The sequence below is a fragment of the Deltaproteobacteria bacterium genome (genome assembly GCA_020845895.1).
GTDB lineage: Bacteria > Lernaellota > Lernaellaia > JACKCT01 > JACKCT01 > JADLEX01.
In genome coordinates, this window is the sequence record JADLEX010000021.1 from 1 (window position 1) to 24,497 (window position 24,497).

Genomic DNA, 24,497 nt, shown 5'->3' on the forward strand with positions numbered 1-24,497 from the left:
GCGCCGACGCACGGCGTGCTGACGGTCTCCATCAATCGGCTCGCGGCGCTGACCGGCATGTCGAGCGACCGCGTGGAATCGGCGCTGGCCGAACTCGAAAAGATCGGTCGCACCCGTTGGTTCCCGAAATACGAAATGCTCTTCGCCGTCGATTTTCTCGCGGCGAACGACAATTCGGAGAACTTCCGACGCGGCGCGGTGAAGAGCGCACACGGGTTGCCGCGAGAGCCCCGCGACGCGTTCTTCGCCCTGTACGATGACGAGGGACTTCCGCGCGATCTCGACGCGGTGCCCGGCGAATATCGAAGTGACGACGTTCAAACGCCGCTCGCATGGCGTCGCGATGCCGTCCGAACGCCGTCCGAACGGCGTAACGGAAAGGGCGGCGCGGACGAGCCGGGGAACGCAGGGGAGACCCCGTCGTCAGTGTCAGAGTCAGTGTCAGTGTCAGGGAGCGTCGCGAGAGCGTCGCGACGCCATCTGGACGCCGTCGGAACGCCGACCGAACTCGCGCGCACCCTCCGCGACAACCTCCCCGACCTCGTGCGCATGGCGAATTGCGGAACGCGGCTCGACGAGCAGCAAGACGAAATCGCCGCGCTCGTGGGACCGGACCTCGTGGACGTGGTGATCGGACTCGGTGCGCTGGACCTCTTCAACAAGCTCGACGATGCCTCCGCCGACCGGCGGATCTTCATGATCGGCGACGCGCTCGCGCGGCTCTCGAAACGAGGTGCCGCATGACGCGAGCCAAGTCCCCGCCGAACGACATCCCCGCCGAAATGGGCGTGCTCGGTGCGGTGCTCATCCGCAACGCGGCGCTCGACGAGGTGCGCCCCGTGGTGCGCGCCGATGACTTCTACCGGACGACGCACCAAAAAATCTTCGCCGCGATGACGGCGCTCGCGGACGAAGGCCGCGCCGTGGACCTCATCACGCTGCGTGACCGTTTGGGCGGGGAGGCGCTGGAGAACACGGGCGGGCTCAAATATCTGGACGACCTCCAAGACGCGGTCGCCACGAGCGCCTACGCCGTTCACCACGCGAACATCGTCCGCGAAAAGGCAAGGGCTCGCTCGCTCCTCGTCGCGCTCCACAACGGCGTACAGGCACTTTGGGACGCGAACGCGGACCCGGACGAGGTGCGCGCCGAACTGACGCGGCGGCTCGACGAGGTGGACGAGCGCGAACGCGGGAACGTGGTGTGCGTGGCCGATCTCGTGCCCGACACGATTGCCCGGGCGCAACGCGCGGCGCGCGGCGAAATGCCGACGTGCTACCCGACCGGCCTTGCGCCGCTCGACGAATTGATCGGCGGGCTCGTCCCCGGTCGGCTCACCATCGTCGCGGGACGCCCCGGCATGGGCAAGACGGCGTTTGCGGTCGCGACGGCGAACGCGGTCGCGGAATCGACCGGCAAGTCCGCGCTCGTCTTCTCGCTCGAAATGACCGCGCGCGACCTGACCGACCGACTCGTGTGTCAGGAAGCGCGGTGCTCGGTGCGCGCGGCTTTGGGCGGGCGCATCGGCCCGGACAGCCTGACGACGCTGGAGCGCGTTGGGGAGGGCGTGGGGCATCGGGTGTTCGTGGACGAGCGCACCCGGTTTCTCGAAGACATCGGCCCGGTGGCGCGGTCGGTGGCGCGTCGCGAAAGCGGGCTCGCGCTCGTGTGCGTCGATTACGCGCAACGCGTTCGCACCCGTGGACGCAAGAAGGAAGATCCGCGCCTGACGATGGACGAGGTTTCGCGCACGCTGGCCGATCTCGCGAAGGATCTCGACGCGCCGGTCATGCTCCTGTCGCAGTTGAACCGGCTCACCGAGCAACGCGACTCGAAGCGCCCGCGCATGTCGGAACTCAAAGAGTCCGGGGGACTGGAGCAGGACGCCGACGTGGTGCTTCTGCTCTACCGCGAAGGCTACTACTCCCCGAACGTCGAAAACCCCGACCGCGCCGAAATCATCGTCGCCAAGAATCGCCACGGGCGAACGGGAACCGCCGTCGTCCGATGGGACGGACCGCTCACCCTCTTCACAAACCCCCGCGCCGAATTGCGCGCGAACCGATGGGAGGATGCCCAATGACGAACGAACCGATGACCGTGGTCACGCAGAACCACGCGGACGCCACGAGCACCACGCCCGCGCCCGCCGCGCCGACGCGCAAGCCATGCCCGAAATTCGTCACGGACGAAGACGGAAAATTCCGGCTCAAAGATCCCGACGCCCCGCGCCTGACGTACCGCGAAATCATGGGCGTGCCCGACGCGGACGCGGCGACGGCGGAGGTGGACCGCATGGCGGTTGCTCTCCAGATGCTTGAACGGAAATCAAATTACGGCGATGTCCAGAACAAGTACCTCCCCTTGATTGCGTCCATCGGCCCGAAGGACGCCGTGGAAATGGCGCTCGCGACGCAATTCGTGGTGACGCACGCGATGACGATGCGGCTCATGAGTCTGACGGCGGGAACGGTGGCGGAGGGAGCCATGCTCGTTGGCGAGCGATGCATCAATCTCCTGACGAAGCTCCAGCGGACGCAAATCGCGCTGGCCGATGCGCTCGCACGCGGGCGTGGGAAATCCTCGTCCCAAACCATCCGAATCGAACGCGTGGACGTTGCCGACGGCGGTCAGGTCGCGATAACCGGGAAGCTCGAAGGGGGGCGGGGCGGGGCATGAAAACGGAAATCGCGAACGCACCCCATGAACCGCGAAAACTTGGCCGTCTGAAAAACGGCAATTCGCCCTTCGATCTCGCGACGGTCCGCCGATGCGGGGCGCGGCGCAAGCGCGACGGAATGCCGTGCCGTTGCCCGGCGATGAAGAACGGGCGATGCGCGCGGCATGGAGGGAAATCGACCGGCCCGCGCACCCTCGAAGGGCTCGCGCGGGCGGCGACGGCGAATTGGAAAAACGGATTCTATTCGCGAGCCATGATCGAAGACCGGCGTTTCATGCGCGCGCTGCTCGCGGCGAACCGCGCGGCGCTCGCGAAGGGGAGGTGACGCGCCACGGTTTTCCGCGTCGGCTATTCACCTCGCACCACTGTCTCGTATTTGGCGTAGATGTAGAGGACAATCACCGAATCTTGGTCGACACTATGGATCCTCGTGATTTTTCCGTTTTCAGCGGCGGCTTTCACGGTGCAGTCGCCCCACGCTGCGATGCCCAATAGCGATTGGCAGGTGGCGCGACCTTCTTTTGCGGGTTGGATATTAGTGTCACCCGCGCTAACCGGACCTTTTGTAACCGTCACCAAGCCGGTTGCGGGGCTATTTGCCATCGCGCAACCAAGGCCCGTGGCGACGATAAACGCAAAGGTGAAAACGAGAGCAAAAAACGTGGTCCGATTGTGCATCGTTGGCCCCTTCTCTTGGTTGGATTGCAGGAAATCGGAGAGCCTGTCCCATTCTCCGTGGAAAGTGGAACGACGGTTTCGTTGAGCATCGTTACGCCACAGCCTCTTTCCGGTCAAGCTCCGAGCCCGCTTTGAGGGCGGCCTGAAACATCCACAGATCCTTGTACCCCATCACCTTGCCCAAGCGCTTCTCGTGCTCCAGCAGCGCCGTCGCGCACCATCGAAGCGTCATCGCCGGGTCGCGCCATCGGCGGTCCTCCTTGGAAAAGGTCGTCCGGGTGTCGCAACCCAGACGGTAGGCTCGACTTGCGCGAAATTTCACCCGCGTGGTTGCTCAGTGGTTGCTCAAAAAAAACGGGCTAGACGCGAATGCATCTAACCCGTTGAATTTGTTGTGGTTGGGGAGGGAGTTGAACCCCCGACACAGGGATTTTCAGTCCCTTGCTCTACCGACTGAGCTACCCAACCGTGTCGGTTTTGCGGCGCACACGTTTGCCGCAAAGCCCCGCTTTTGTCAATCCGCTCGCGCTTTTTTACGAGGGGATCGCGGGGACACGCATCGCGTTGCGCTACGTGTCCCCGACCTGCCGGAAATCAGCCGCCGACGCGGTCGCGCAGCGCCTTGAGCACGCTCTTGAGGCTCTGATTCGTCAGGAAATTCTGAATGATCTTGGGCACCGACATGCCGGTGTCCACATCGATGACGTAGGCGACGATCGTGCCTTCGCCGTGTGGTTTGAAGACCCACGCGCCCACCGAATCCGACACGTTCTTCTTCGGCTTCGCGTCGTCGAGCCGCCACTGGATCGTGCCGTCGGAATTGACCTTGTGGATCGTCGTGTACTGGATCTCGTTGCCCATGATCGAGAGCATGAACTCGACATCGACGCGCTCGGCGGTCTTGTTCGTGACCTTCGTCGTTTTCACGTTGGGCATCCAGCTCGGGTAGGTGCCGAAGTCGTGGACCGCCGCCTGGATCTTGTCGGGTTTGGCCTTGATGTAAACGAAGCCGATGCCCCGGCCCTTGTCGCCCTTCGCGGCGTCGCTCGACAGGACCGTGTCCTTGATGATGTCGCCGTCCTCGAGCTTCTTGACGTTCTCGGGCGTCAGATACTTGTCCAGGCTCGGCACGGGCACGAAGTCCGCCGCCGCCCACGCCATCTGCGCCACGATCCCCGCCGTTCCCACCGCGACCAGCGCCGCGATGATCGCCGTCCCCAACCTCGTCTTCATGCGCCCACTCCTTCAGGTGATGGGAAGAGCCACGGGATTAGCACGCCCGCCGACGAATTGTCCACGTCGCCGCGCCTTGCCTCACGCGGTTCAGAACGTGTACCGGAAGGTCGTGTACCCGTAGTCGTTGTGGTCGAACTCTCCGAAGCGCGTGTCGTGCTCCCCGGCGAACAGCTGCGCCCCGACCTCGCCCGAGAAATCCGCCGTGAACTTGTAACGCACGTACGGCTTCATCATCCGGTCGTTGTGCCACACGTTGTATGCGCCATCCGCGCTGATCTCCAGGTCGTCGTCCCGCCAGCGCGTCTGCACCTTCAGCGTCAACATGCCCTCGTTTTTCGGGTCGAGCAGGGCGTCGTCGTGGTCGAGGATTTGTGTGTGCGTGTATTGGAGATTGATGTAGAGCTCGGTGCCGCTGCGCCAGTCCACGCCGGCCGCGCCGGACCAGCTCGGTTTGCGCGACCGCCACTCGGCGTCGAGAATGATTGGGGCGACCACGTTCATCGGCGGCAGGTCCGACGGGTCGGCCAGCGCCGGGTCGAGCTCGTGCATCCACCATCGCGGCGTCGAGTACGCGGCTTCGGTACGGAACGCGAACTTGTCGATCGTGAACGCCGCGCTGCCGCCGTACGCCTGATATCGCTGAAATTCCTCGCGCATCACGAGCACGCTTTCGCCGGCGAGGTAGAGTTCGGGGTCGATGGAGAGGCGAACGTCATAGGTCGGCAGGGGGTCGAATCCATCGAAGGCGACGGCCTCGAGGTCGAATCGTCCAACTGACCCCGCCAGTCGCGCCGCGCCCTGCACGTTGTCGGCCTTGGGTTCCGGAAAATTCCCGCGCTGAAGGGTGACGAGATCGGGCATGGCGGCGGCGATGTCGTATTGCAGCGCGAGCTGCCACGGCAGCCAGTCGCTCGCCGGATCGGGCAGCAGGGCCGGCGTGAAGATGGGGATCGCCACGCCCTGCAGCGACCACGCGTCGTAGCTGAGGGTCGCCGAAGCCATGGGTACGCCGATCTTGCGCTGCGGCTTGTCGAAGGTGATGAACCAGCGGTAGTCCTCGGGATTGATGAGATCGGTGGGGTTGAATTCGTCCGCCTTGCCCCACGCGAAGATCTTCTTGCCGATCTCCATCGAAAAGTGCGGCGTGTACCAGCCGCCGTACGCCTCGCGCAGGCGGCTTTCCAGACCGTTGTCGAACTCGATCGAGGTCGGATCGAAACGCAGGTCCGCGTTGACGAAAAGCCGGCCCGTGCCGTCGTCGTTTGCCGCACGACCGACGAGATCGATCCCGGTCATCATGAGCGTGAAGTCGCTCGCGTCGGACGCGTCGTCAGGGCGCTTCGACTCGAGAATCCGCAGGCGCGCCTGCTGCCAGACCGAACCGGAGACCGTCGGCTCGGCGAATGCCGGGGTCGCGACGACGAACGACGCGCAGATGACCAGAGCGAATGCGATCGCCGCCGGAGATCGTCGCCGATATTCGAGAGAGGTAATCATGTCAGAACCGTTTCTTCCCGGCTGCAATTGCCGCGCAGGGAGCCGTGACCTCATGTGGCACAGCCGCCCCCGGCTGTGCACTTTTCGGGCGGGCTCAGCCGGGGGCGGCTGTGCCACATGTGCATCGAGGGGTCGGGCACAGGCGAGGGCGCCCGTGCCACATGAACCGCCCGGCTAGTAGCGTTCCAGCGACTGCGTGGTGAAGGTGGTGTCGGGAATGTCCTTGTCGTACTCCACCGCGGTCAGCTCGAGCAGCGTCTTCGTCTTTTTGTCGGGCGTCTGCACCTCGAGCGTCTTGATCGTCCACCACTCGCCGACCTTCTCCACGACCGTCGCGTGGATGGTCTTGATGAGTTTTCCGCTCTTGTCGTACAGCTCGGCTTTGCGCCCGGCGAAGTTCTGCTTGTCGATGTAGAACACGCTCCGCGCGTAGGCCGTGCTGATGCCGGCCTTGGGCTTGGATTCGACGACCCAGCACGGAAATCCGTCGACGTCTTCTTCCTTCAGGATCGCGTGCTCGTAGTCCTCGGCGGAGATCGTGCCCATGTCCTCGACGAACAGGTCGGAGCCCATGAACTGGTCCGACTTGTCCGCGGCGGCGAGCTGGCGGACGCTCTTGCGCGACGGCAGGAAGAGCCACTGCTGGTCGTCCGCGCCCTGCTTTTCGAACGTCAGCAGGCCCGTGCCGTTCGCATCGGACGGTTCGGAGAAGCGGATCATCTTTTTCGACCCACCCGCGAAATCCTTCTCCAGCACCTTGAAGGCATAGGTGCGGCTCTTACCGCGCTCGTTGATGACGCTCATCTTGTACGAGGCGACGCGGGTCTTGGACTTTTCGAGGTTGATGCTCTTCTTGGCGATCTCGAACGCGGACATTTCGGCGAGGGCGGCGCTCGCGAGCGACACACCGAGGACGACGACGAGCAGGAAAACCGGGAATCGGAATTTCATCGGAGACCTCCGTTGCGAAACATCAAGTCCATTGCGAAACATCAAGTCCATTGCGAAACATCAAGTCCATTGCGAAACATCATGTCCGTTGCGAAACATCGATCGGATCACTTGGAAACCCTCGCGGCGTCGGGCCGGGAAATTTCGTCGGCGTCTTCGGACTCGAACTCGGCCTTGCGCACAAAACGAGGCTTGATCGTGACCAGCAGCGTCGGCAGCACGATCAGGGCGGCGAAGCTGGCGGTGAACATGGCGACGCCGGTGAGCAGGCCGAGCCGCTTGATCGGCGTGAAGTTGGACGCGAGCAACACGAAGTAGCCGAACGCCACGGCCGTCGCGTTGAAGATGATCGCCTTGGCGGTGGTCAAATGCGTTCGACGCACCGCGACCTCGGCGTTTTTCGACGCGCGGATCTCGATCAGGAACCGGTTGATGAAATGGATCGCGTAGTCGATGCCGCATCCGATGGCGACGGCCGAGGCGATCGACGTGCCGATGTCGAGGGGAATTCCCAGAAGCGCCATGGTCGCGAAGTTGATGAGCACGGCGATGACCGTCGGAAGAACGGACAGCAGGCCGCCGACGAAGCTGCGAAAGATGATGGTCGCGAGGATCCAGACGGCGAGCAGCGAAAAGGCGAGGGATCGGATCTGCGAGATCACGATCATTCGATCGACGATCATGCGCAGGTTGTTCATCCCGGAAAAATAGTATCGCTCGCTCACCGAGAACGACGACGGCGGCAGGAATCCGAAGATCTCCGCGACACGCTGGACCGGGGTGAGGCGGCGCTCCTTCGTCACGTACATTTCGGGCCAGTCGTCGCGGATCCAATGATCGACGTCGGTCTTCAGACGGAACATCGCGGCCGTCTGGCCGTCGCGCGTCTTGAAGGCGACGCGCGCGCGGCGGAATTCGAAGTCCGTCAGCGACTCCAGCGAGTCGCTCTTTTGCGAGAAGAGAAACAGACAGTCGGCGACGGCCTGCTGGGTTTCCGGGATTCGGTACTCGGCCGGGTTGTCGTACTCCAGGGCCATGTTCATTTTCTTGATGTAGTCGATCATGGAAATGGCGCTGCCGACATCGGGATGCGTCTCGGAGACGTGAGCGACCAGCGCCTCGAGCTTTCTCAGGTTCTCGGGATTCTTCCAGTAGTCGTCGGCGCCGCCGTCGAGCACGAGCGAGAAGACGTTGGTGCCGCCGAAATGCTCGTTCAGGAAGTCGTCGGACATACGGATCGGGCTGTCGGACGGGAAATACTTCACGACGTTGCTCGTGACCTCGATCCGATTCGCGAGGGCTACCCCGGCGACGACGATGACGATGATCCCCGCGCCGACCGCGCCGCGGTGGTGAAGCGTCATATCGGACAGGCGGCCGAGCAACCGGTCGAAGAGCGTGGGCGTCGCCGTGGACGGCACCTCGGAAACGGCCGAGGCTTCGGGTTCTACGTTCGTGCGCTTCATCAGGCGGATGACGGCGGGGATGAACGTGAGGGCAATGAAGAGCGAAGCAAAGGTGCCGAACGCCGCGAAGAATCCGAAATCGCGGATCGGAATCACGGTCGTCGTGGTGAGGGACATGAATCCGCCGACGGTCGTGAGGCCGGCCATGACGACCGCCATGCCGACGTGCGTGATCGTCCGGCGGATGCTGTCTTCGTGCGATCGACCGCCGCGCCGCGTTTCCAGATAGTGATGAATCACGTGGATCGCGTAGGCGCTCCCGACCGCGATGATGAGCGTGGGCAGCGAACTGGTGATCAGCGAAAGCGGCTTGCCCACGAGGGCGACGAACCCGACCGTCCAGATGGTCGCGATGAGCACGTTGAGGATGGGGAGCACGACGCCCATCGCCTTGCGAAAGCTGAGGATCAGCACGACGAGGATGACGAGCAGGACGAAGGGGATGAGGAGCCGGAGATCGCCGAGGAGGTAGCGGCCGATCCAAACGTTGACGAGCGGGAGTCCGCCCGCGGCGAATGCGATGCCGTCGTCGGTCCGATCGATCTCGGCGATGTGGGCGTCGAGAATGCGCTGAAGTTCCTCTTCATATTTGATGGAGATGCCGGTCGGGAGAAACACGACGACCATCGTCGAGGTCAGATCCGGACTGACGACGTTGTTGGCGTACATCGACCACGATCGGATCTTCTCGCGGGCGGCGTCCGCTTCTTCGGTCGTTGTCGGAACAGTTTCCCACAGGTCCTCGATCGCCAGTTGATGCGGGGTCTGGCCGTCGAGTCCGGGGGGCAGGGCGCGGTCGCCGATGGTCTTCATGGTGGCGAGGCTGACCACGTCGTCGAGCGCCCAGGTGCCTGGCTCGTTGCACTGCCAGACTTTCACGTAGCCATCGAGGTCTTCCGGAATGGGCTGGGCGTCGAGTGCCGCGAGCTGCTCCGGCGTGCAGACGCGCGTCATGCGCTCGCGTCCCGTCGGCGCGGGTGTCGCCTCCTCGGCCTTCACCCACGCCCAGCGTTCGCGCGCGTCCTGGATCTCGACCGTCTTCAACCAATCCGTCAGTTCCTGGACGATCGCGAGCACCTTCGGATCGAAGACGTCCCGAAACGGTCCGCCCGGCTCGACCGAGAGACCGACGAACGCGACGATTTCGCCCTTGAACAGCTCGTCCATCCGCATGTAGTTCTGCTTGTCTTCCTGCTCGTCGGGCAGGAAATTTTTCACCTCGTTGTCGATCGTCAGCGTACGCAGTTGCCATCCGAAAAACGCCGTGATGAGCAGCGTTGCCGCGATGACGAGCCGGGGACGGGACGTGACAAACAGCGCCAGAAATTTCATGTCATGCATCCAATTGCGTCACGCACGCAGGGGCGTCGTAACGCGTTCCAGCAAATCGACAAGCAAAAGGCGTTCGTCGGTCGAAAGAACCGCGAGCAGATTCGCGGCGAATTCCCGGAAAAACTGCATGTGCTGCGCGTGCAGCCGCGAACCCAGTTCCGTGAGACGCACGAGCACGATCCGGCGGTCTTCTGGCGACGAGTCGCGCGTCAGAATTCCCCGGCGCACCAGGCGGTCCACCACGCCGGTCATCGTGCTGGGCTGCGTGCCCGAGGCGCGCCCGATCTCCGACATGGTCGCCGAATCGAGGTGTTCGATGATCTCGAGAAGAATCGCTTCCTGCGGGGACAGTTCGATAAACGTGGGGTCGGTCTGCCGCGCGGCGAGACCGCCGGTCAGCATGGCGCGAAGGCATTCGTAAAACCGCAGATCGAGATTCGGCGCCATCAGGACCCCCGAAAACGATTCGAGGTGTGAATATTTCACATCTCGAAATGTTTGTGCCCCGAATAACGCGCCGTGTCAATCCCGGGCCAAGTCCGATGCCTTCTTGCGTCCCGTGGCGATTCCCACTAAAAACTTGCGCTTGCCACGCGGCCCGCGCCCTCGATCGCCGGGCCGATCATCGTCTGGAGACCCGGTCATGACGAGTGCGAAGCCCGCCCCGAAATCGGGGTCCGAAATCCGCCGCGCCTTCCTGGACTTCTTCGCGTCCAAACAGCACCGGATCATCAAGAGCAGCCCGCTCGTGCTGCCCGCCGATCCCACGCTGCTGTTCGTGAACTCGGGCATGGTGCAGTTCAAAAACGTATTCCTCGGCCAGGAGGACATCGGCACGAAGCGCGCGACCACGTGCCAGAAATCGCTGCGCGTGTCGGGCAAGCACAACGATTTCGAAAACGTCGGACGCACCCCGCGCCACCACACGTTTTTCGAAATGCTCGGCAACTTCAGCTTCGGAGACTACTTCAAGCGCGACGCCATCGCCTTCGCGTGGGAGTTCGTCACCGGCGTGCTCGGCATGCCCGCCGACCGGCTGACCGCGACGGTGTTTGAGGAAGACGACGAGGCCGAGGCGCTGTGGCTGGAACTGTCGGGCTTGCCGAAAGCGCGCGTGGTGCGCATGGGCGCGGCGGACAACTTCTGGGCGATGGGCGACACGGGGCCGTGCGGCCCGTGCTCCGAAATCCACTGGGATCTCGATCCGACCAAACCCGGCGGCATCGCCGACGACCCCGAGCGCTTTCTCGAAATCTGGAACCTCGTCTTCATGCAGTTCGAACGCGGCGCCGACGGCAAGCTGACGCCGCTGCCCGCGCCCTCGGTGGACACCGGCGCGGGGCTCGAGCGCATTGCCGCGATTCTGCAAAGCGCGCCGACGAATTTCGACTCGGACCTCTTCGCGCCGATCCGCGAAAAAATTGCGGCCATCGCGGGCAAGACGTACGGCGCGGACGCCGAGGCGACCGTGTCGATGCGCGTGGTGTGCGACCACAGCCGCGCCATGACGTTTCTCGTCGGCGATTCGATTTTGCCGTCGAACGAGGGTCGCGGTTACGTGCTCCGGCGCATCATGCGTCGCGCCGCGCGCCACGGCGTGCTGCTCGGCATCAAAACACCCTTCCTGCACGTGATGGTCGACGCCGTCATCGAGGCGATGGGCGAGACCTATCCCGAGCTCATCGACCGCGCGTCGTACATCAAAAAAGTCGTCCTCAACGAGGAAGAGCGCTTTTTGCGCACGCTGGATAACGGCCTGCGCCTGCTGGGGCAGGAGCGCGAGCGCATGACGGCCGGGGGCTCGTCCGTGCTCGCCGGCGCGGTGGCGTTCAAACTCTACGACACCTTCGGTTTCCCCCTCGATCTCACGCAGGACATCGGCCGCTCCGAAGGCTTCGATGTCGATCTCGCGGGCTTCGATGCGGCGATGGAAATCCAGCGCGGCAAGAGCGCGAAGGGCGGCAAGTTCGAGGCCGAGGCCGGGCTGGGCGTGCTGGGCGAATTGTCTGGTCAGGGCGCAAAAACGGAGTTTCTGGGCTACGGCGCGACGCGCGCCGAGGGCGAGGTGATCGGCCTCGTTCGCCACGGCGAACTGGTGTCCGACGCCGACGCCGGGCAGGAGATCGAGGTCGTCGCCGACCGCACGCCGTTTTACGCCGAAAAAGGCGGCCAGATGGGCGATACCGGTGAAATTGTGGCAGACGGCGTGCGCCTCGTTGTCACCGACACGCGCACCGCGGGCGACGCGCTGATCGCGCACCATGCAAAGGTCGTCGAAGGCCGCGTGCGCGTGGGCGATCGGCTGCAATTTGTCGTCGACAAAGAACGGCGAAGAGCTATTGAACGAGCGCACTCGGCAACTCATCTACTCCATTACGCGCTACATCGTGTTCTCGGTCCAGACGCCAAACAGGCGGGATCGCTCGTAGCGCCAGATCGGCTGCGTTTCGACTTCACACACTTTCAGGGGCTAACTGGCGCGCAGATCGAACAGGTAGAAAAAATCGCAAACAAGAAGGTGTTGAACAATTCTTGGCGGGTTGTAAAGGAAATGCCTCTCGACGAGGCCATCTCAAACGGCGCAATGGCCCTTTTTGGAGAGAAATACAGCGAGAACGTTCGTGTAATTACACTAGGACAGTCCATTGAATTATGCGGCGGCACGCACGTTTCATCGACGGGCAAGATCGGCCCGATCGTCGTGCTGCACGAGTCGTCGATCGCGGCGGGCGTGCGCCGACTCGAAGCCGTGACGGGCGAGGCCGCCGTCGAAAAGCTGCGCGCGGCCATCGACACCGAGCGCGAGATTTCGCAGGCGCTCAAAGTCGCGCCCGAACTGATTCTCGACCGCGTGCGCCAGACGGTGGATCAGGTGCGCGATCTGGAGCGGCAGATTTCGGACCTGCGCAACAAGCTCGCCGCCGAGGCGAACAAGGGGCTCATCGACGAGGCGCGCGACGTCAACGGCGTGAAGCTGATCGCGGCGGTCGCCATGGCCGACGACGCCGACGCGTTGCGGCTGTTGTCGGTGCGCCTGCGCGATCAGATCGGTTCGGGCGTCGTGGTGCTCGGCGCCGAAATCGGCGGCAAGGCGGCGCTGTGCGTGCAGGTGACGAAGGATCTCGCCGGGCGGCTGAACGCGGGCAAGATCATCGGCCCGCTCGCGAAAATCGTGGGCGGCGGCGGCGGCGGCAAACCCGACATGGCGCAGGCCGGCGGCCCAAACCCCGGCAAGCTGCGCGAGGCGATCGACGCCGCGGCGGGGCTGATCGGGGCGTTGTAAGAAAGGAGTCATTTGGCATGACGCTGGTCGTAAGCGAAATATCACATCTTGGGATTGTCATGGTTGGCGATTCGGCAGTAACGGAATTGTCAGAGCAAGGAAAGACCTACTCGCAAGCTGTAAAAGTTCAATACTCCGAACGTGCCAAAATTGGAATTTCGATGTGGGGATGGGCTCCGAAACCGTCGACAAACATAAAGGCTGATCGATGGCTTAGTGATTTTCTGCAAACGAAGGTAAGTAATGAAAGCGACATCGAGGACGTCGCATGGGACTTGATCGTCGAAGCTGATCGTTTATTTGAAGGTTCTGAATTTGCCCACTCAAATTGGGGGCGGCTTGCGCGAGGGTTTCATATTGCCGGGTATTCACAAGGACAACCGAGACTTTGGCATATTCACTGCGGACACTCTCATGAGCATCCGCACAGCCTAATTCTGTACAAAGATTTTCCGGAAAACTACGCTATCGCGTACAGACTGTCGGTGAATTTAGGCCCTTCAAGCGATTCAACGAGTGCGGTTGACCAATTCGCGACATTCGAATTCAAGAGAGGACTTCCTCTTACCGACTTGACGGATAACCCTTTTAGTTCAAAACCTCATAACGATTACATTAAAATGCTAAATGCCGGACACTATTTTCATTTGAGAAATGGTGAGTATCGAACATTCAGCAAAATCTATGACAAGAAAATTAGGCAGATTAGAAGAGCCGGGGCAATTCAATACGAAGAATCTCTTGACGATCGACTCCTTTTCTATAAAGAACTAGTCGTTTCTGTTTCAAATATCTTGCGACGTCAGGGCATGCCCCCAAGAGTTAATGACCGACTGTCGGCCTTTGCATTTAACGAAGATGGTCTGCAGATTGATGAGCGATTGCAAGTTCCAATTTAGCAGATTGATATATCTCCCCGCACACCTCAATCAATCAGATTTCGAACAGCGGCATCTGGTCGGGACTTTCCCGGTCGCCGCCCGTAATGAGCCCCCGGCGATCGTCGTCCCATGGTGCTTCGAACCGGAATTTCGCCGTTTCGAGATACTCCGCGCTCCGCTCGAACGCAATCCAGCGTCGCCCCAGATTTTCCGCAACCTCTCCTGTCGTGCACGACCCGGCGAACGGGTCGAGGACGAGGTCGTCGCGATCCGTGAGAAAGCGGATGAAAAACGCCGGGAGTTGCGGCGGAAATCGCGCGGGATGCGGTTTGTTTCCGGTTTCGTCACAGCGCACGAAGTAACGACTGTTCGCATCGTTGTTTCCAATGGTCAGGAGATTTCCCGGAATGCTGCCGCCGCGATCGACGAATTTCGATGTGATGACGTGGCCGCTCGGTCGCGTTTTCGCGCGATAGCCGTTTTTCAGCAGCCGCAGCATATCGGGCGAGTACGGCTGAAGAACCGCCTGATTGTCGGCTTTAGGGAACGGCTCCTTCGAAAACCACCAAACGCATTCCACGGAGTCCTTGACCCGGATTTTCCGGACGTTGACCCACTCGGCCGGCGCGGGAAGCTTGGCCGGGTTGTACCAGAAAAATTCCTGCGCGAGATGAAACCGGCATTCCTTCACCAGGCGCAGGGCAATCTCGAAATGGCAGAGCGAGCGTGTGGGCGCGCCCGGCGTCCAGCTTCCGCCGATGTTGAGCACGAATGAGCCGGTCGGCTTGAGCACGCGTCGGATATCCGGAGCGAATTCCAGCAGCCACTCCACGTAGCGATCCTGATCGACGTTTCCGTATTCCTTCTTGAAGTGAAGCGCGTACGGCGGCGAGGTCAGCAACAGATCGACGGAATTGGCGGGAACCTTCGCGAGCAGATCGCGTGCGTCACCGAGATAAGCCGCTCCACGGCCCGACCGAAAGTGCGGAGGCACATCCGAAAACGGATCGACGGCTTTTTTCGCAACACTCATCGCGCAAGGTCCCCAATCGCTTCTTCGATACGGCTCCGCCAACGGCTGTCCGCCGACGCGGGGACCGCATGAAACACCTTCAACATCTTCGCATCATCGGGCCGCGTGGCCAAGTTGTTCACCGCGACATGAAGAAATGTCCAGCGACCCGTTCGGTTGAAGAGGCAGACGGACAGGACATGGAAGTGGCTCGTCGAGTACCCCCGCGTGTTCGTTCCGTCCTTCGAGTTCCGGGTCTTCTGGAGTTCCACCTTGATCGGCGCGTCCGGTCGTTCCGACTTCGTTTTGCTACGCACGTTCTTGCATTCCACGACGATGTCCCGACCGGCAACCGTCAGGATAAAGTCGGGTTTGTTGTCCTCATCCAGCCACTGAACACTCGCAATGGCCCCATCGGTGCGAAGCGCCTCGAGTTCCTGAAACAGCTTCCATTCCGCGAGCTTTCCCTTGACGTCCACCTGTGCCCGAAACCCGTGGTGAACGGCATGCACGACGTCGAGCGCCGACACGTTCCAGTTTCGGAGAAGAGGATGATCGTCAATCGCGACGAGGTCGGCGAGGGTCGCGCCCAGCGCGTCGGCGACTTCGGCCAACACTTCGATCGTGACGTTCTGAACGCCTCGTTCGATTCGTCCGACATAGGTGTAGTGCTTTCCGCAACGCTCGGCGAGCGTTTCCTGGCTCCATCCGCGACGTTCGCGAAGCTCGCGAACGCGCGCGCCGAGTCGGCTGAACAGTTCGTCGCTTTTCATGCGCAAACGATGGCCGGACAGGACCTTTGGGTCCAGAGACGATAAGTCTTATCGGCCTCACACGCGGCCCGACTCGGCCCCTCCCTCGTCCTTGACGCGGGCGGCGGGGCGCTCCTATGATTCGCGTTCGCCGGGGGGTGGGCGACGCGGCGCCTGTGCGGCGTCTTTGTCGCGCGATCCTTGTCATCGAAGTTGGAGTGACCGTACTAGACGGGGAGTTGGCGCCTCCCTGTAACCCGGAGCCACATCGGGGTTGAATTCCTTTTTGAGGCCGGTCGCGCAAGATGGGTCCGATTCACCGGGAGGCGGTGCGGGTCCCACGCAACGGAATGCCGTGAACCCCGCCAGGGCCGGAAGGCAGCAACGGTAAGCGGAATGTTTTCGTGTGCCGTGGATCGCCTGGACACGTGCTCGGGGAAAAACGCCGGGCGGCGCGCGGGTCGAGGAAAGGTGTACGGTCTCTCCAGCTTCGATCGTTCCCGGCGGCCGGGCGATCAACGCATTCCCGCATCCATCAGGGCGAACGATGTCGTATCTCGTTCTCGCGCGCAAATACCGCCCGCAGACCTTTGACGAGATCGTCGGCCAGCCCCACATCACGCGCACGCTCAAGTCGGCCATCGCCTCGGGGCGAATCGCCCACTCGTACCTGTTCACCGGCACGCGCGGCGTGGGCAAGACGACCGTCGCCCGCGTACTCGCCAAGGCCCTGAACTGCGAGACCGGCCCCACCGCCACGCCGTGCAACACCTGCCGCAACTGCGTCGAGATCACGCGCGGCTCGTCGGTGGACGTGTTCGAGATCGACGGCGCGTCCAACACCGGCGTCGACGACGTGCGCGACCTGCGCGAGAACATCAAGTACCTGCCCCAGGGCTCGCGCCACCGCATCGTCATCATCGACGAAGTCCACATGCTCTCGACGAGCGCGTTCAACGCGCTGCTCAAAACGCTCGAGGAGCCCCCGGCCCACGTGGTGTTCATGTTCGCCACCACCGAGGTCCACAAGATTCCCGACACGATCCTCTCGCGCTGCCAGCAGTACGACTTCAAGATGATCGGCCTGCGCGACATCCACGAATACCTGCGGCGCGTCGTCGAGGCCGAGAAGCTGAAGATGAACGACGATCAGCTCGTGCTGATCGCGCGAAAGGCCGAAGGCTCGATGCGCGACGCGCTGAGCTATCTCGACCAGGCGCTGTCGTTCGCCGGCGAGGGCATCACCACCGCGGAACTCACCGACATCCTCGGCATCCTGGACCGGCGGCTGCTGATGAGTCTGTCCGACGCCGTGCTCGGCGGACGCACCGACGAGGCCGTAGACATTCTGGAGAAGCTCTCGGTCGTCGCGTGGGACGTGAAGGCGTTCTACGGCGACCTGCTCGAGCATTTCCGCAACCTCGTCGTCGCGAAGATCTCGAAACGCCCCGAGACGATGATCAACGCGACGACTGACGAATTGGCGGAACTCGTGCGTCAGGCCGGCGGCGCGACGTACGAGACGCTCGAAAACCTGTTTTCGATTCTGGTCGACGCCGAGGAAGAGGTGTTGCGCAGCGGCCATCCGCGCCTCGTGCTCGAAATGGTGCTGATTCGCCTCGCCACCGCGCGGCCCGTCGCGGCGCTCGACGATCTCGCCCGCGAACTGGGCCGCATCCGCGCAATGCTGGCGAAGGGCGGCGCGATGCCGACCGGTTCGGCTCCGCGATCGGGTCCGCAGGGCGTGCCGCCGCGTCCAGCGTCATCTCCGCCGACATCATCACCGCCGCGCACGCGCATGGCCGGCGCGGACGAGCCCGCTCCCGCGGTTGTGAAATCGCCGAACGGCGCGGCCGGTCCGAACGGCGCGGCCAAACCTGCCCCGGCGATCCCCGATGGCGCGACGCCCGTCGAGCGGTTCCGCGCCACGCTGCGCGCCCGCGACTTCAAGCTCTCGGCGCTGCTCGGGCGCGGGAGCGTGGACGTGAAGGACAACCTTGTCGTGCTGGGCATGCCCAAGGGGTTGCACTTCGACGAAGTGACGAGCGAAAAGCGCGTGCTGGAAGAGATGGTGGCGGAGGTCTTCGGGGAGACGGCGAAGCTCGTCATCGAAGCGCTCGACCAACCGGGCAAGGTGTCGCCGCTCGCCGTGCCGACGCCCAGCCCCGCGTCGGCCCGCGCGTCGCGCGAGCGACGCAAGACCGAATTGCTCAAACTCGCGACGCAGAACTCGACCGTGCAGCAGCTTCGCGGCGCATTCCCCGGCGCGGATTTGACGGTGGAAGAGAAGAGTTGAAAGAAGGGTTGTCGGCTTTTGGTCGTTGGTTGTTGGAGCCCTCACCCCGTCTCGCTTCGCTCGACACCCCTCTCCCGTCATGACGGGAGAGGGGATGGGGGTGAGGGCTCCATTCGGTGTGGCAACGCATGATGTGGATGACACGATGAAGAACGTGACCGAACTGTTGCAGATGGCGAAAAAGGCGCAGGAGCAGATCGCGTCCGCGCAAGCCGAACTGGCGACCAAGACCGTCACCGCCGTGGTCGGCGGCGGCATGGTCGAGGCCGTCTTCAACGGCAAGATGGAGTGCGTGTCGCTGCGCATCAAACCCGAGGTCGTCGATCCGAAAGAACTTGAGATGCTGCAGGAGCTCATCCTCGCGGCCGTCAACGACGGCGTGCGCCGCGCGCAGGCGATGGCGAACGAAGAAATCGGCAAGATCGCCGGCGGCCTGAAGCTCCCGGGGATCCTGTGAACGAACCCCTCACGAACCTGTGCGTGCTCATCATGGCGGGCGGCCACGGCACGCGCTTCTGGCCGTGGAGCAGCGAGCTGCTGCCCAAGCAGTTCCTGCCGCTCGCGCACCCCGAACGTTCGCTGCTCCAGCAGACGTGCGACCGCGTCGCGGACCTCGCGCCCGTCGAGCGCATCTTCGTGCTGACGAACCGCGAGCACGTTTCCATCGTGCGCACGCAGTTGCCGCAGATCCCACCCGCCAACATCATCGGCGAGCCCGTGCTGCGCGACACCGCCGCGGCCGTGGGTCTCGGTGCGTACATCGCGGGCGCGCGGTTTCCCGGCGCGGTGCAGATCGTGTTGCCGGCCGATCACGAGATCGCGCCCGACGCGCGTTTTCGCGAGGTGATCGCGTACACCGCGACCTGCGCCGCCGAGGACGGCGCGCTTTACACGCTCGGCATCCGCCCGTCGCGACCCAGCGCGGCCTATGGCTACCTTCTCCGAGGCGAACCACAGCCCTCACCCGCCGGATTCGTGCGCTATCACGTGCGCGCGTTCGTCGAAAAGCCCGACCTCGCGACCGCCAAACGCTACGTGGACGGCGGCGAGCACGATTGGAACGCGGGCATCTTCGTGTGGCGCGCCGATGCGATCATCGAGGCGATTTCGCGCCGTCTGCCCGAGCACGGACGGCACCTGCCCGAAGCCGCCGCGGCGCACGGCACGCCGGAGTTCGAGACGAAACTGCACGACGCGTTTCTCGCGCTGCCGCGCATCTCCATCGACTATGGCGTGATGCAGGCCGAGGGCGAGGCGGGGCGCGTGCGCGCGGTCGAGGGCGATTTTCACTGGAGCGATCTGGGCGGCTGGCAGGCCTTCGCCGACAAGATCGATCCCGACGAACACGACAACCGCGTCTTCGGCCACGCCCACGACTGGAACGGCGGCGGATGGCGCGAGCGCTGGTCGCCGCGCCGCCCCGGCGAAAACGACCCCGACGAGACGCTCACGCTTGGGCGCGTGTTCACGATGGACTCGCGCGACAATCTCGTTTTCAACAACCGGCGCGGCCACTCGGTCGCGCTGCTCGGCGTGCAGGGCCTCGCGGTGGTGCACACGCACGAGGCCACGCTCGTCACCACGCGCACGCTCGCCGAGGCGATCAAACCCCTCGTCACGCACATGCCGCCGCGCGTGCGCACCGGCGGACCGGTCCCGACGCGACGCGTGGAAAAGCCGTGGGGTTACGAGCTGTGGTGGGGCGTGTCCGACGATTTCGCGGGCAAGAGCCTGTTCGTGCGCGCGGGCAGCCGGCTGTCGCTGCAATACCACGTGCTCAAGGAAGAGGTGCTGTACCTGCACGCGGGCCACGCGCGCGTGCTGACCGCTCCGCGCGGCGGCGATCTCGAGACGATCGAGATGAACGCGGGCGACGCGCTGCATGTCGAACCGGGGCGCCTTCACCGACTCGAAGCGATCGAGGATTGCCTCGTCATCGAATCGTCCACGTCGTTTTTATGGGACGTGGTGCGCGTCGCCGACGACTACGGCCGCGAGGGCACGCGGGCGGCGGAAGTGGCGAAGTAAGGGCACGCCTGCACGTAGCGCCGAGCGTGACCAGCAACCAATCCGCCTTCGCCGAGGCTTCGGCGGACAGGCAACCAACAACCAAAAACCAACAACCCGGCCTCACCCCACCCGCTTGGTGAACGTCGCTCCGGCGAGCGCAAAAATCGCGATGCCGAAGACGCCGAGCGCGGCGAGTTGCGGCCACAGCACGTCCACGCCGTTGCCCTTAAGAAACACGCCTCGGATCACCTCCAGGAAGTAGCGTAGCGGGTTGGCGTAGGTGAGGATCTGCACCGCGCGCGGCATGTTCTCGATCGGGAACATGAAACCCGACAGCAAAATCGCGGGCATCATGAACATGAAACTCACGAACATGGCCTGTTGCTGCGTGGTCGAGATCGCGGACAGAAAAAGGCCGAGGCCGAGCGTGGAAAACAAAAATAGTCCCGACGCGCCGTAGATGAGTGCGATCGACCCGCGCACCGGCACGTGAAAGTGCCACACGGCGATGGTCATGATGAGCGCGACGTTGACGAGGCCGAGCACGGCGAACGGCGCGAGCTTGCCGAGGATCAGTTCCCACCGCGCGATCGGGCTGACGATGATCTGCTCGATGGTGCCGATCTCGCGCTCGCGGGTGATGGCGAGCGCCGAGAGCATCATCGTGACGATCATCAGCAGCATGCAGATGACGCCGGGCACCATGTAATAGACGCTCTTGAGTTCGGGGTTGAACCAGATGCGCGGGCGCACGTCCAGTGTGGGCATCGGCGCGGGGGCGATGCCCTGGGCGACGGCCATCGCCCGCAGCCGGGCGAGATTCGCGCCGGTGGCGTCGGCGGCGACCCGCGAGACGATTCCCCGCGCGTAGCCCGCTGCGACCTGCGCGAAATTCGAATCGGCGGCGTCGAAGATCGCCTGCAATTCCACGGTTTCGCCGCGCGCGAGGCTGCGCGAATAATCGGCGGGAATCACCAATGCGATGTCGGCGAGGCCGCGCACCACGGCGTTTTCGAGATCGGCGGAACCGGAAAGCGAACCCGCGTTCGTGAAGTAGCCTGACGCGAGAAAAGCCTCGACCAGACGGCGGCTCGCCGCGCTGTTGTCGTGGTCGAGCACCGCGAGGTTGATGTTGCGCACGTCGGTCGTCGCCGCGTAGCCGAAGATGAAAAGCTGAAATACCGGCGCGAAAAACAGCACGCCGAACATCCGCTTGTCGCGGAATGTCTGGATGATCTCCTTTTTCGCCACGTGCCACACGCGGGTCATGCGTTACTCCAGCGTCTTTTTGAATCGGCCGACGGCCGCGCCGAGCATCACCACGGCGAGCGCCGCGAGCAGGGCGATCTGCGGCCAGAGGATGTCGATGCCGCTGTCTTTGAGAAAAATCCCGCGCAGCACGACGAGGAAATAGCGCGCGGGCACGAGCAGCGTGATGGTCTGAACCCAGCTGGGCATGTTCTTGATCGCAAACATGAAGCCGGACAGCAGATACGAGGGCAACATCGACGCGAGGATCGCGATCTGCATCGCCATGAGTTGGTTTTTCGACACGCACGAAATGAACAGGCCGATGCCCAGTCCCGCGAGGGCGAAGACCGAGGTCGCCAGCAAATAGAGTGCAACCGAGCCCGTGAAGGGCACGTCGAACGCGGCGATGCCGACCCCCGCGACGAGAATCGAATCGAGCACGCCGATGACGAAGTAGGGGATGAGTTTGCCGATGACGATTTCGTAGCGGCGCACCGGCGTGGCGATGAGCTGTTCCAGGCTGCCGTGCTCGCGCTCGCGCACGATGGTCAGGCTCGTGAGCAGCGCGGTCATGATCATCATGATCGTGGCGACAAGACCCGGCACAAGAAAATTCTGGCTGCGAAGTTCGTCGTTGAACCAGAATCTCGGCTTCCACTCGATCGTGCCCACCCGCGCGCCGCCCGCGCGCCTCGTCGCGAGTTCGCGTCCGTAACCTTCCAAAATCGCGATCACGTAATTGCCCGCGATGGTCGCCGTGTTCGATTCCGATCCGTCCACGATGACGGCCATCTCGACGCGTTCGCCGCGCGACGCGCGCTCTGCAAAATCGTCGGGAATCGACAGCGCGATCTGCGCCTCGCCGCGCTGGATGAAGCCGTCGAGTTCGTCTTCGCTCACGGCGGTGGCAACGAGCCGGAAATATCCGTTGCCGGTGAAACGGTCGACCAGTTCGCGCGAGGCCGGGCCGCGATCGGCGTCGTACACCGCAAGACGCACGTTTCGGATGTCGAACGTGATCGCGTAGCCGAACAGCAGAATCATGATCATCGGCATCGCGAACGCCATGGCGAGGCTTCGCCAGTCGCGCAGCACGTGCAGAAATTCCTTTTTGGCCATAGCAGGAATCCGCGATCTCATGCGCCGCCTCCGTCGAATCGGTCGACCTCGGTGCGGGTCTCGGCCTCGACCAGCGCGATGAACACGTCTTCGAGGCTCGGGCGAATCGGATCAATCGATTCCACGGTGCAACCCGCCGCGGCGAGCGCGTCGCGGGCCGCGCGCACGGCGGATTCCTCGCTTGCGCCCTGCACGTGAATCGACCGGCCGAAGACCTGCGCCCTGCGCAGATCGGGTGCGGCGCGCAGGGCTTCGAGCGCGACCGCGGTCGGCGACGCGGTGACGGCGATGAGCGCCCCGGTGATCGTGCGTGTTTTCAGTTCGCGCGGCGACGCGGTGGCGACCAGGCGTCCCGCCGCGATCAGCGAGAGCGTGTCGCAGTGCTCGGCCTCGTCCATGTAATGGGTCGTCACGAACACGGTGACGCCGGCGTCCTTCATCTCGTGTATCAGATCCCAGAACTGGCGGCGGGAGATGGGATCGACGCCCGCGGTGGGCTCGTCGAGAAACAAAATGCGCGGTTCGTGCAGAATCGCGCAGCCGAGGGCCAGACGCTGTTTCCATCCGCCCGACAGGTCGGCGGTCAGCGCGTCCTCGCGCCCGGCGAGCCCCGCCATGTCGATCACGTAACGCATGCGCGCGGCGCGTTTGGCGCGCGGGATTTTGTAGATGCCCGCGTAGAAATCGATGTTCTGTTTTACGGACAGATCGGCGTAGAGCGAAAACCGCTGCGACATGTAGCCGATGTTTTCCTTGATCGTGTTCGACTCGCGCACGATGTCGAAACCGCCCACGGCGCCGGCCCCCGAGGTCGGGCTGATGATACCGCACAGCATGCGGATGGTCGTCGATTTTCCCGCGCCGTTCGGTCCGAGGAAGCCGTAGATCTGCCCGGCCTCGACGCGCACGTTCAGACGGTCGACGGCGGTGAACGCGCCGAAGCGCCGTGTCAGGTCGTGCGTCTCGACGGCCACGCCGTTTCGCGGCGGCGAAGCGCTGCCGTTCCGATTTTCAATCATGTTCGGCCTCGCGGATCCGCGCCATGAAAACGTCCTCAAACGTCGGACGCACGCGGCGCGCGTCGCCCGGCTCTATGCCCGCGGCCGCGAGCGTTTCGCGGATCACGCCGAGGGCGTCGACGCCCGGCCGCGCCGCGATGTGCAGCGCGTCGCCGAAGGGATACACGTCGGCGAATTCCGCGCACTTCGCGAGGATCGTCCGCGCGCGCGCGTTTTCGTCGCCGACGCGCTCGATGATCGTCTCGGCGTGGCCGTCGATGACCGCGCGCGGCGTGTCGACCACGAGCAGTCGCCCCGCGTGGATGAGCCCGACCCGGTGGCAGCGCTCGGCCTCGTCCATGTAAGGGGTCGAGACGACGATCGCCACGCCCTGCGCCGCGAAGGCGTAGAGGATCTCCCACAGTTCGCGACGGCTCACGGGATCGACGCCGGTGGTGGGCTCGTCGAGCAGCAGCAGCGCGGGCTGGTGGATCATGTTGCACGAGAGCGCGAGTTTTTTTTGCATGCCGCCAGACAGCTTGCCCGCGGGACGCCGCGCGAAAGGTTCGAGCCGCGAAAACGCGTAGAGCCGCGCGAGGCGTTCCTCGCGTTCGCGCTTCGGCACGAAATACATGTCGGCGAAAAAGCGCATGTTCTCCGCGACGGTCAGATCGCCGTAGAGCGCGAACTGCTGCGGCATGTAGCCGACATGCTCGCGAACCGACTCGGCTTCGCGCGCGACGTCGAAACCCGCCACGTTCGCCGTGCCCGCATCGGCATTGAGTACGCCCACGAGCAGGCGCAGCGCCGTGGTCTTGCCCGCGCCGTCGGGACCGATCAAGCCGAAAATCTCGCCTGGCTCGACGCGCAGGTCGATGCCGCGCAGCGCGCGCGTTTCGCCGAAGTTTTTGGCGAGGCCCCGGGCGTCGAGAACGCTCATCACGGCTCCCGTCAGTCCCACAGCGCCACGTCGACGGGCATGCCGATTTTCAGCTCCCCATCGGGATTTTCGAGCGAGACTTTCACGGCATACACGAGACGCACGCGCTCTTCC

At 63.6% G+C, this 24,497-nt stretch carries 23 protein-coding genes, 1 tRNA gene and 1 other RNA gene; 10 read left to right on the forward strand and 15 right to left on the reverse strand.

Annotated features, from left to right (window positions below; translation table 11 throughout):
- The 4 genes from IT350_02255 to IT350_02270 all read left to right on the forward strand — a co-directional run.
- On the forward strand, window positions 1-744 hold a 744-nt coding region (locus IT350_02255), incomplete at its 5' end, for a hypothetical protein (protein ID MCC6156847.1).
- On the forward strand, window positions 741-2,084 hold the full coding sequence (locus tag IT350_02260; protein ID MCC6156848.1) for a replicative DNA helicase: 1,344 nt from the start codon (window positions 741-743) through the stop codon (window positions 2,082-2,084). The genes IT350_02255 and IT350_02260, both read left to right, overlap by 4 nt.
- Window positions 2,081-2,680 carry a hypothetical protein gene (locus tag IT350_02265; protein ID MCC6156849.1) on the forward strand — a complete coding sequence of 200 codons (600 nt, stop codon included), beginning with the start codon at window positions 2,081-2,083 and terminating at the stop codon, window positions 2,678-2,680. Before IT350_02260 ends, IT350_02265 begins: the two co-directional genes overlap by 4 nt.
- Window positions 2,681-2,727: 47 nt before the next feature.
- Entirely contained in the window at window positions 2,728-3,006 is a 279-nt protein-coding gene (locus IT350_02270; protein MCC6156850.1) for a hypothetical protein, read from the forward strand.
- A gap of 23 nt (window positions 3,007-3,029) precedes the next feature.
- Here IT350_02270 and IT350_02275 read toward each other — a convergent pair whose 3' ends face one another.
- The 8 genes from IT350_02275 to IT350_02310 form a co-directional block, all read right to left on the reverse strand.
- Window positions 3,030-3,359: a protein trl gene (locus IT350_02275; GenBank protein ID MCC6156851.1), complete on the reverse strand. Its 330-nt coding sequence runs from the start codon at window positions 3,357-3,359 to the stop codon at window positions 3,030-3,032.
- A 91-nt stretch (window positions 3,360-3,450) separates the two neighbouring features.
- Window positions 3,451-3,591 (reverse strand): hypothetical protein, encoded by a 141-nt coding sequence (locus IT350_02280; GenBank protein MCC6156852.1) that lies wholly within the window; start codon window positions 3,589-3,591, stop codon window positions 3,451-3,453.
- A gap of 163 nt (window positions 3,592-3,754) precedes the next feature.
- Window positions 3,755-3,827, reverse strand: a tRNA-Phe gene (locus IT350_02285).
- A 126-nt stretch (window positions 3,828-3,953) separates the two neighbouring features.
- Window positions 3,954-4,592, reverse strand: a complete 639-nt coding sequence (locus IT350_02290) for an SRPBCC family protein (protein ID MCC6156853.1) — start codon at window positions 4,590-4,592, stop codon at window positions 3,954-3,956.
- Window positions 4,593-4,682: 90 nt separating this feature from the next.
- A complete protein-coding gene (locus IT350_02295; GenBank protein MCC6156854.1) occupies window positions 4,683-6,092 on the reverse strand; it encodes a hypothetical protein in 1,410 nt (469 codons plus the stop codon).
- A 174-nt stretch (window positions 6,093-6,266) separates the two neighbouring features.
- The gene (locus IT350_02300; GenBank protein MCC6156855.1) at window positions 6,267-7,043 is read right to left on the reverse strand and encodes an outer membrane lipoprotein-sorting protein; all 777 of its coding nucleotides are present in this window, start codon (window positions 7,041-7,043) and stop codon (window positions 6,267-6,269) included.
- Window positions 7,044-7,150: 107 nt separating this feature from the next.
- Window positions 7,151-9,841: an RND family transporter gene (locus IT350_02305; protein MCC6156856.1), complete on the reverse strand. Its 2,691-nt coding sequence runs from the start codon at window positions 9,839-9,841 to the stop codon at window positions 7,151-7,153.
- 18 nt (window positions 9,842-9,859) lie between these two features.
- On the reverse strand, window positions 9,860-10,288 hold the full coding sequence (locus tag IT350_02310) for a MarR family transcriptional regulator (protein MCC6156857.1): 429 nt from the start codon (window positions 10,286-10,288) through the stop codon (window positions 9,860-9,862).
- Between the two features lie 196 nt (window positions 10,289-10,484).
- Between IT350_02310 and alaS the strand changes: the two genes are divergently transcribed.
- Both alaS and IT350_02320 read left to right on the forward strand, forming a co-directional pair.
- Complete coding sequence (gene alaS / locus IT350_02315; GenBank protein MCC6156858.1) at window positions 10,485-13,124, forward strand: alanine--tRNA ligase; 2,640 nt, start codon at window positions 10,485-10,487, stop codon at window positions 13,122-13,124.
- 17 nt (window positions 13,125-13,141) lie between these two features.
- Window positions 13,142-14,023 carry a hypothetical protein gene (locus IT350_02320; GenBank protein ID MCC6156859.1) on the forward strand — a complete coding sequence of 294 codons (882 nt, stop codon included), beginning with the start codon at window positions 13,142-13,144 and terminating at the stop codon, window positions 14,021-14,023.
- 34 nt (window positions 14,024-14,057) lie between these two features.
- Here IT350_02320 and IT350_02325 read toward each other — a convergent pair whose 3' ends face one another.
- Together IT350_02325 and IT350_02330 are read right to left on the reverse strand one after the other, a co-directional pair.
- Window positions 14,058-15,038 (reverse strand): site-specific DNA-methyltransferase, encoded by a 981-nt coding sequence (locus IT350_02325; GenBank protein MCC6156860.1) that lies wholly within the window; start codon window positions 15,036-15,038, stop codon window positions 14,058-14,060.
- Window positions 15,035-15,790 (reverse strand): helix-turn-helix transcriptional regulator, encoded by a 756-nt coding sequence (locus tag IT350_02330; protein ID MCC6156861.1) that lies wholly within the window; start codon window positions 15,788-15,790, stop codon window positions 15,035-15,037. Before IT350_02330 ends, IT350_02325 begins: the two co-directional genes overlap by 4 nt.
- 201 nt (window positions 15,791-15,991) lie before the next feature.
- Here IT350_02330 and ffs point away from each other — a divergent pair.
- From ffs to IT350_02350, 4 genes are all read left to right on the forward strand, one after another.
- Window positions 15,992-16,248, forward strand: an RNA gene (ffs, locus tag IT350_02335) — signal recognition particle sRNA large type.
- Window positions 16,249-16,316: 68 nt separating this feature from the next.
- The gene (dnaX, locus tag IT350_02340) at window positions 16,317-18,065 is read left to right on the forward strand and encodes a DNA polymerase III subunit gamma/tau (GenBank protein ID MCC6156862.1); all 1,749 of its coding nucleotides are present in this window, start codon (window positions 16,317-16,319) and stop codon (window positions 18,063-18,065) included.
- 145 nt (window positions 18,066-18,210) lie between these two features.
- Complete coding sequence (locus IT350_02345; GenBank protein MCC6156863.1) at window positions 18,211-18,522, forward strand: YbaB/EbfC family nucleoid-associated protein; 312 nt, start codon at window positions 18,211-18,213, stop codon at window positions 18,520-18,522.
- On the forward strand, window positions 18,519-20,093 hold the full coding sequence (locus IT350_02350) for a hypothetical protein (GenBank protein ID MCC6156864.1): 1,575 nt from the start codon (window positions 18,519-18,521) through the stop codon (window positions 20,091-20,093). Before IT350_02345 ends, IT350_02350 begins: the two co-directional genes overlap by 4 nt.
- A 102-nt stretch (window positions 20,094-20,195) precedes the next feature.
- Here IT350_02350 and IT350_02355 read toward each other — a convergent pair whose 3' ends face one another.
- From IT350_02355 to IT350_02375, 5 genes are all read right to left on the reverse strand, one after another.
- Entirely contained in the window at window positions 20,196-21,344 is a 1,149-nt protein-coding gene (locus tag IT350_02355; GenBank protein MCC6156865.1) for an ABC transporter permease, read from the reverse strand.
- A gap of 3 nt (window positions 21,345-21,347) precedes the next feature.
- On the reverse strand, window positions 21,348-22,466 hold the full coding sequence (locus tag IT350_02360) for an ABC transporter permease (protein ID MCC6156866.1): 1,119 nt from the start codon (window positions 22,464-22,466) through the stop codon (window positions 21,348-21,350).
- Complete coding sequence (locus IT350_02365) at window positions 22,463-23,464, reverse strand: ABC transporter ATP-binding protein (GenBank protein ID MCC6156867.1); 1,002 nt, start codon at window positions 23,462-23,464, stop codon at window positions 22,463-22,465. Before IT350_02365 ends, IT350_02360 begins: the two co-directional genes overlap by 4 nt.
- A complete protein-coding gene (locus tag IT350_02370; GenBank protein ID MCC6156868.1) occupies window positions 23,457-24,383 on the reverse strand; it encodes an ABC transporter ATP-binding protein in 927 nt (308 codons plus the stop codon). Before IT350_02370 ends, IT350_02365 begins: the two co-directional genes overlap by 8 nt.
- Window positions 24,384-24,394: 11 nt before the next feature.
- Window positions 24,395-24,497, reverse strand: a 103-nt coding sequence (locus IT350_02375) for a secretion protein HlyD (GenBank protein ID MCC6156869.1), incomplete at its 5' end; no start/stop codon positions are given.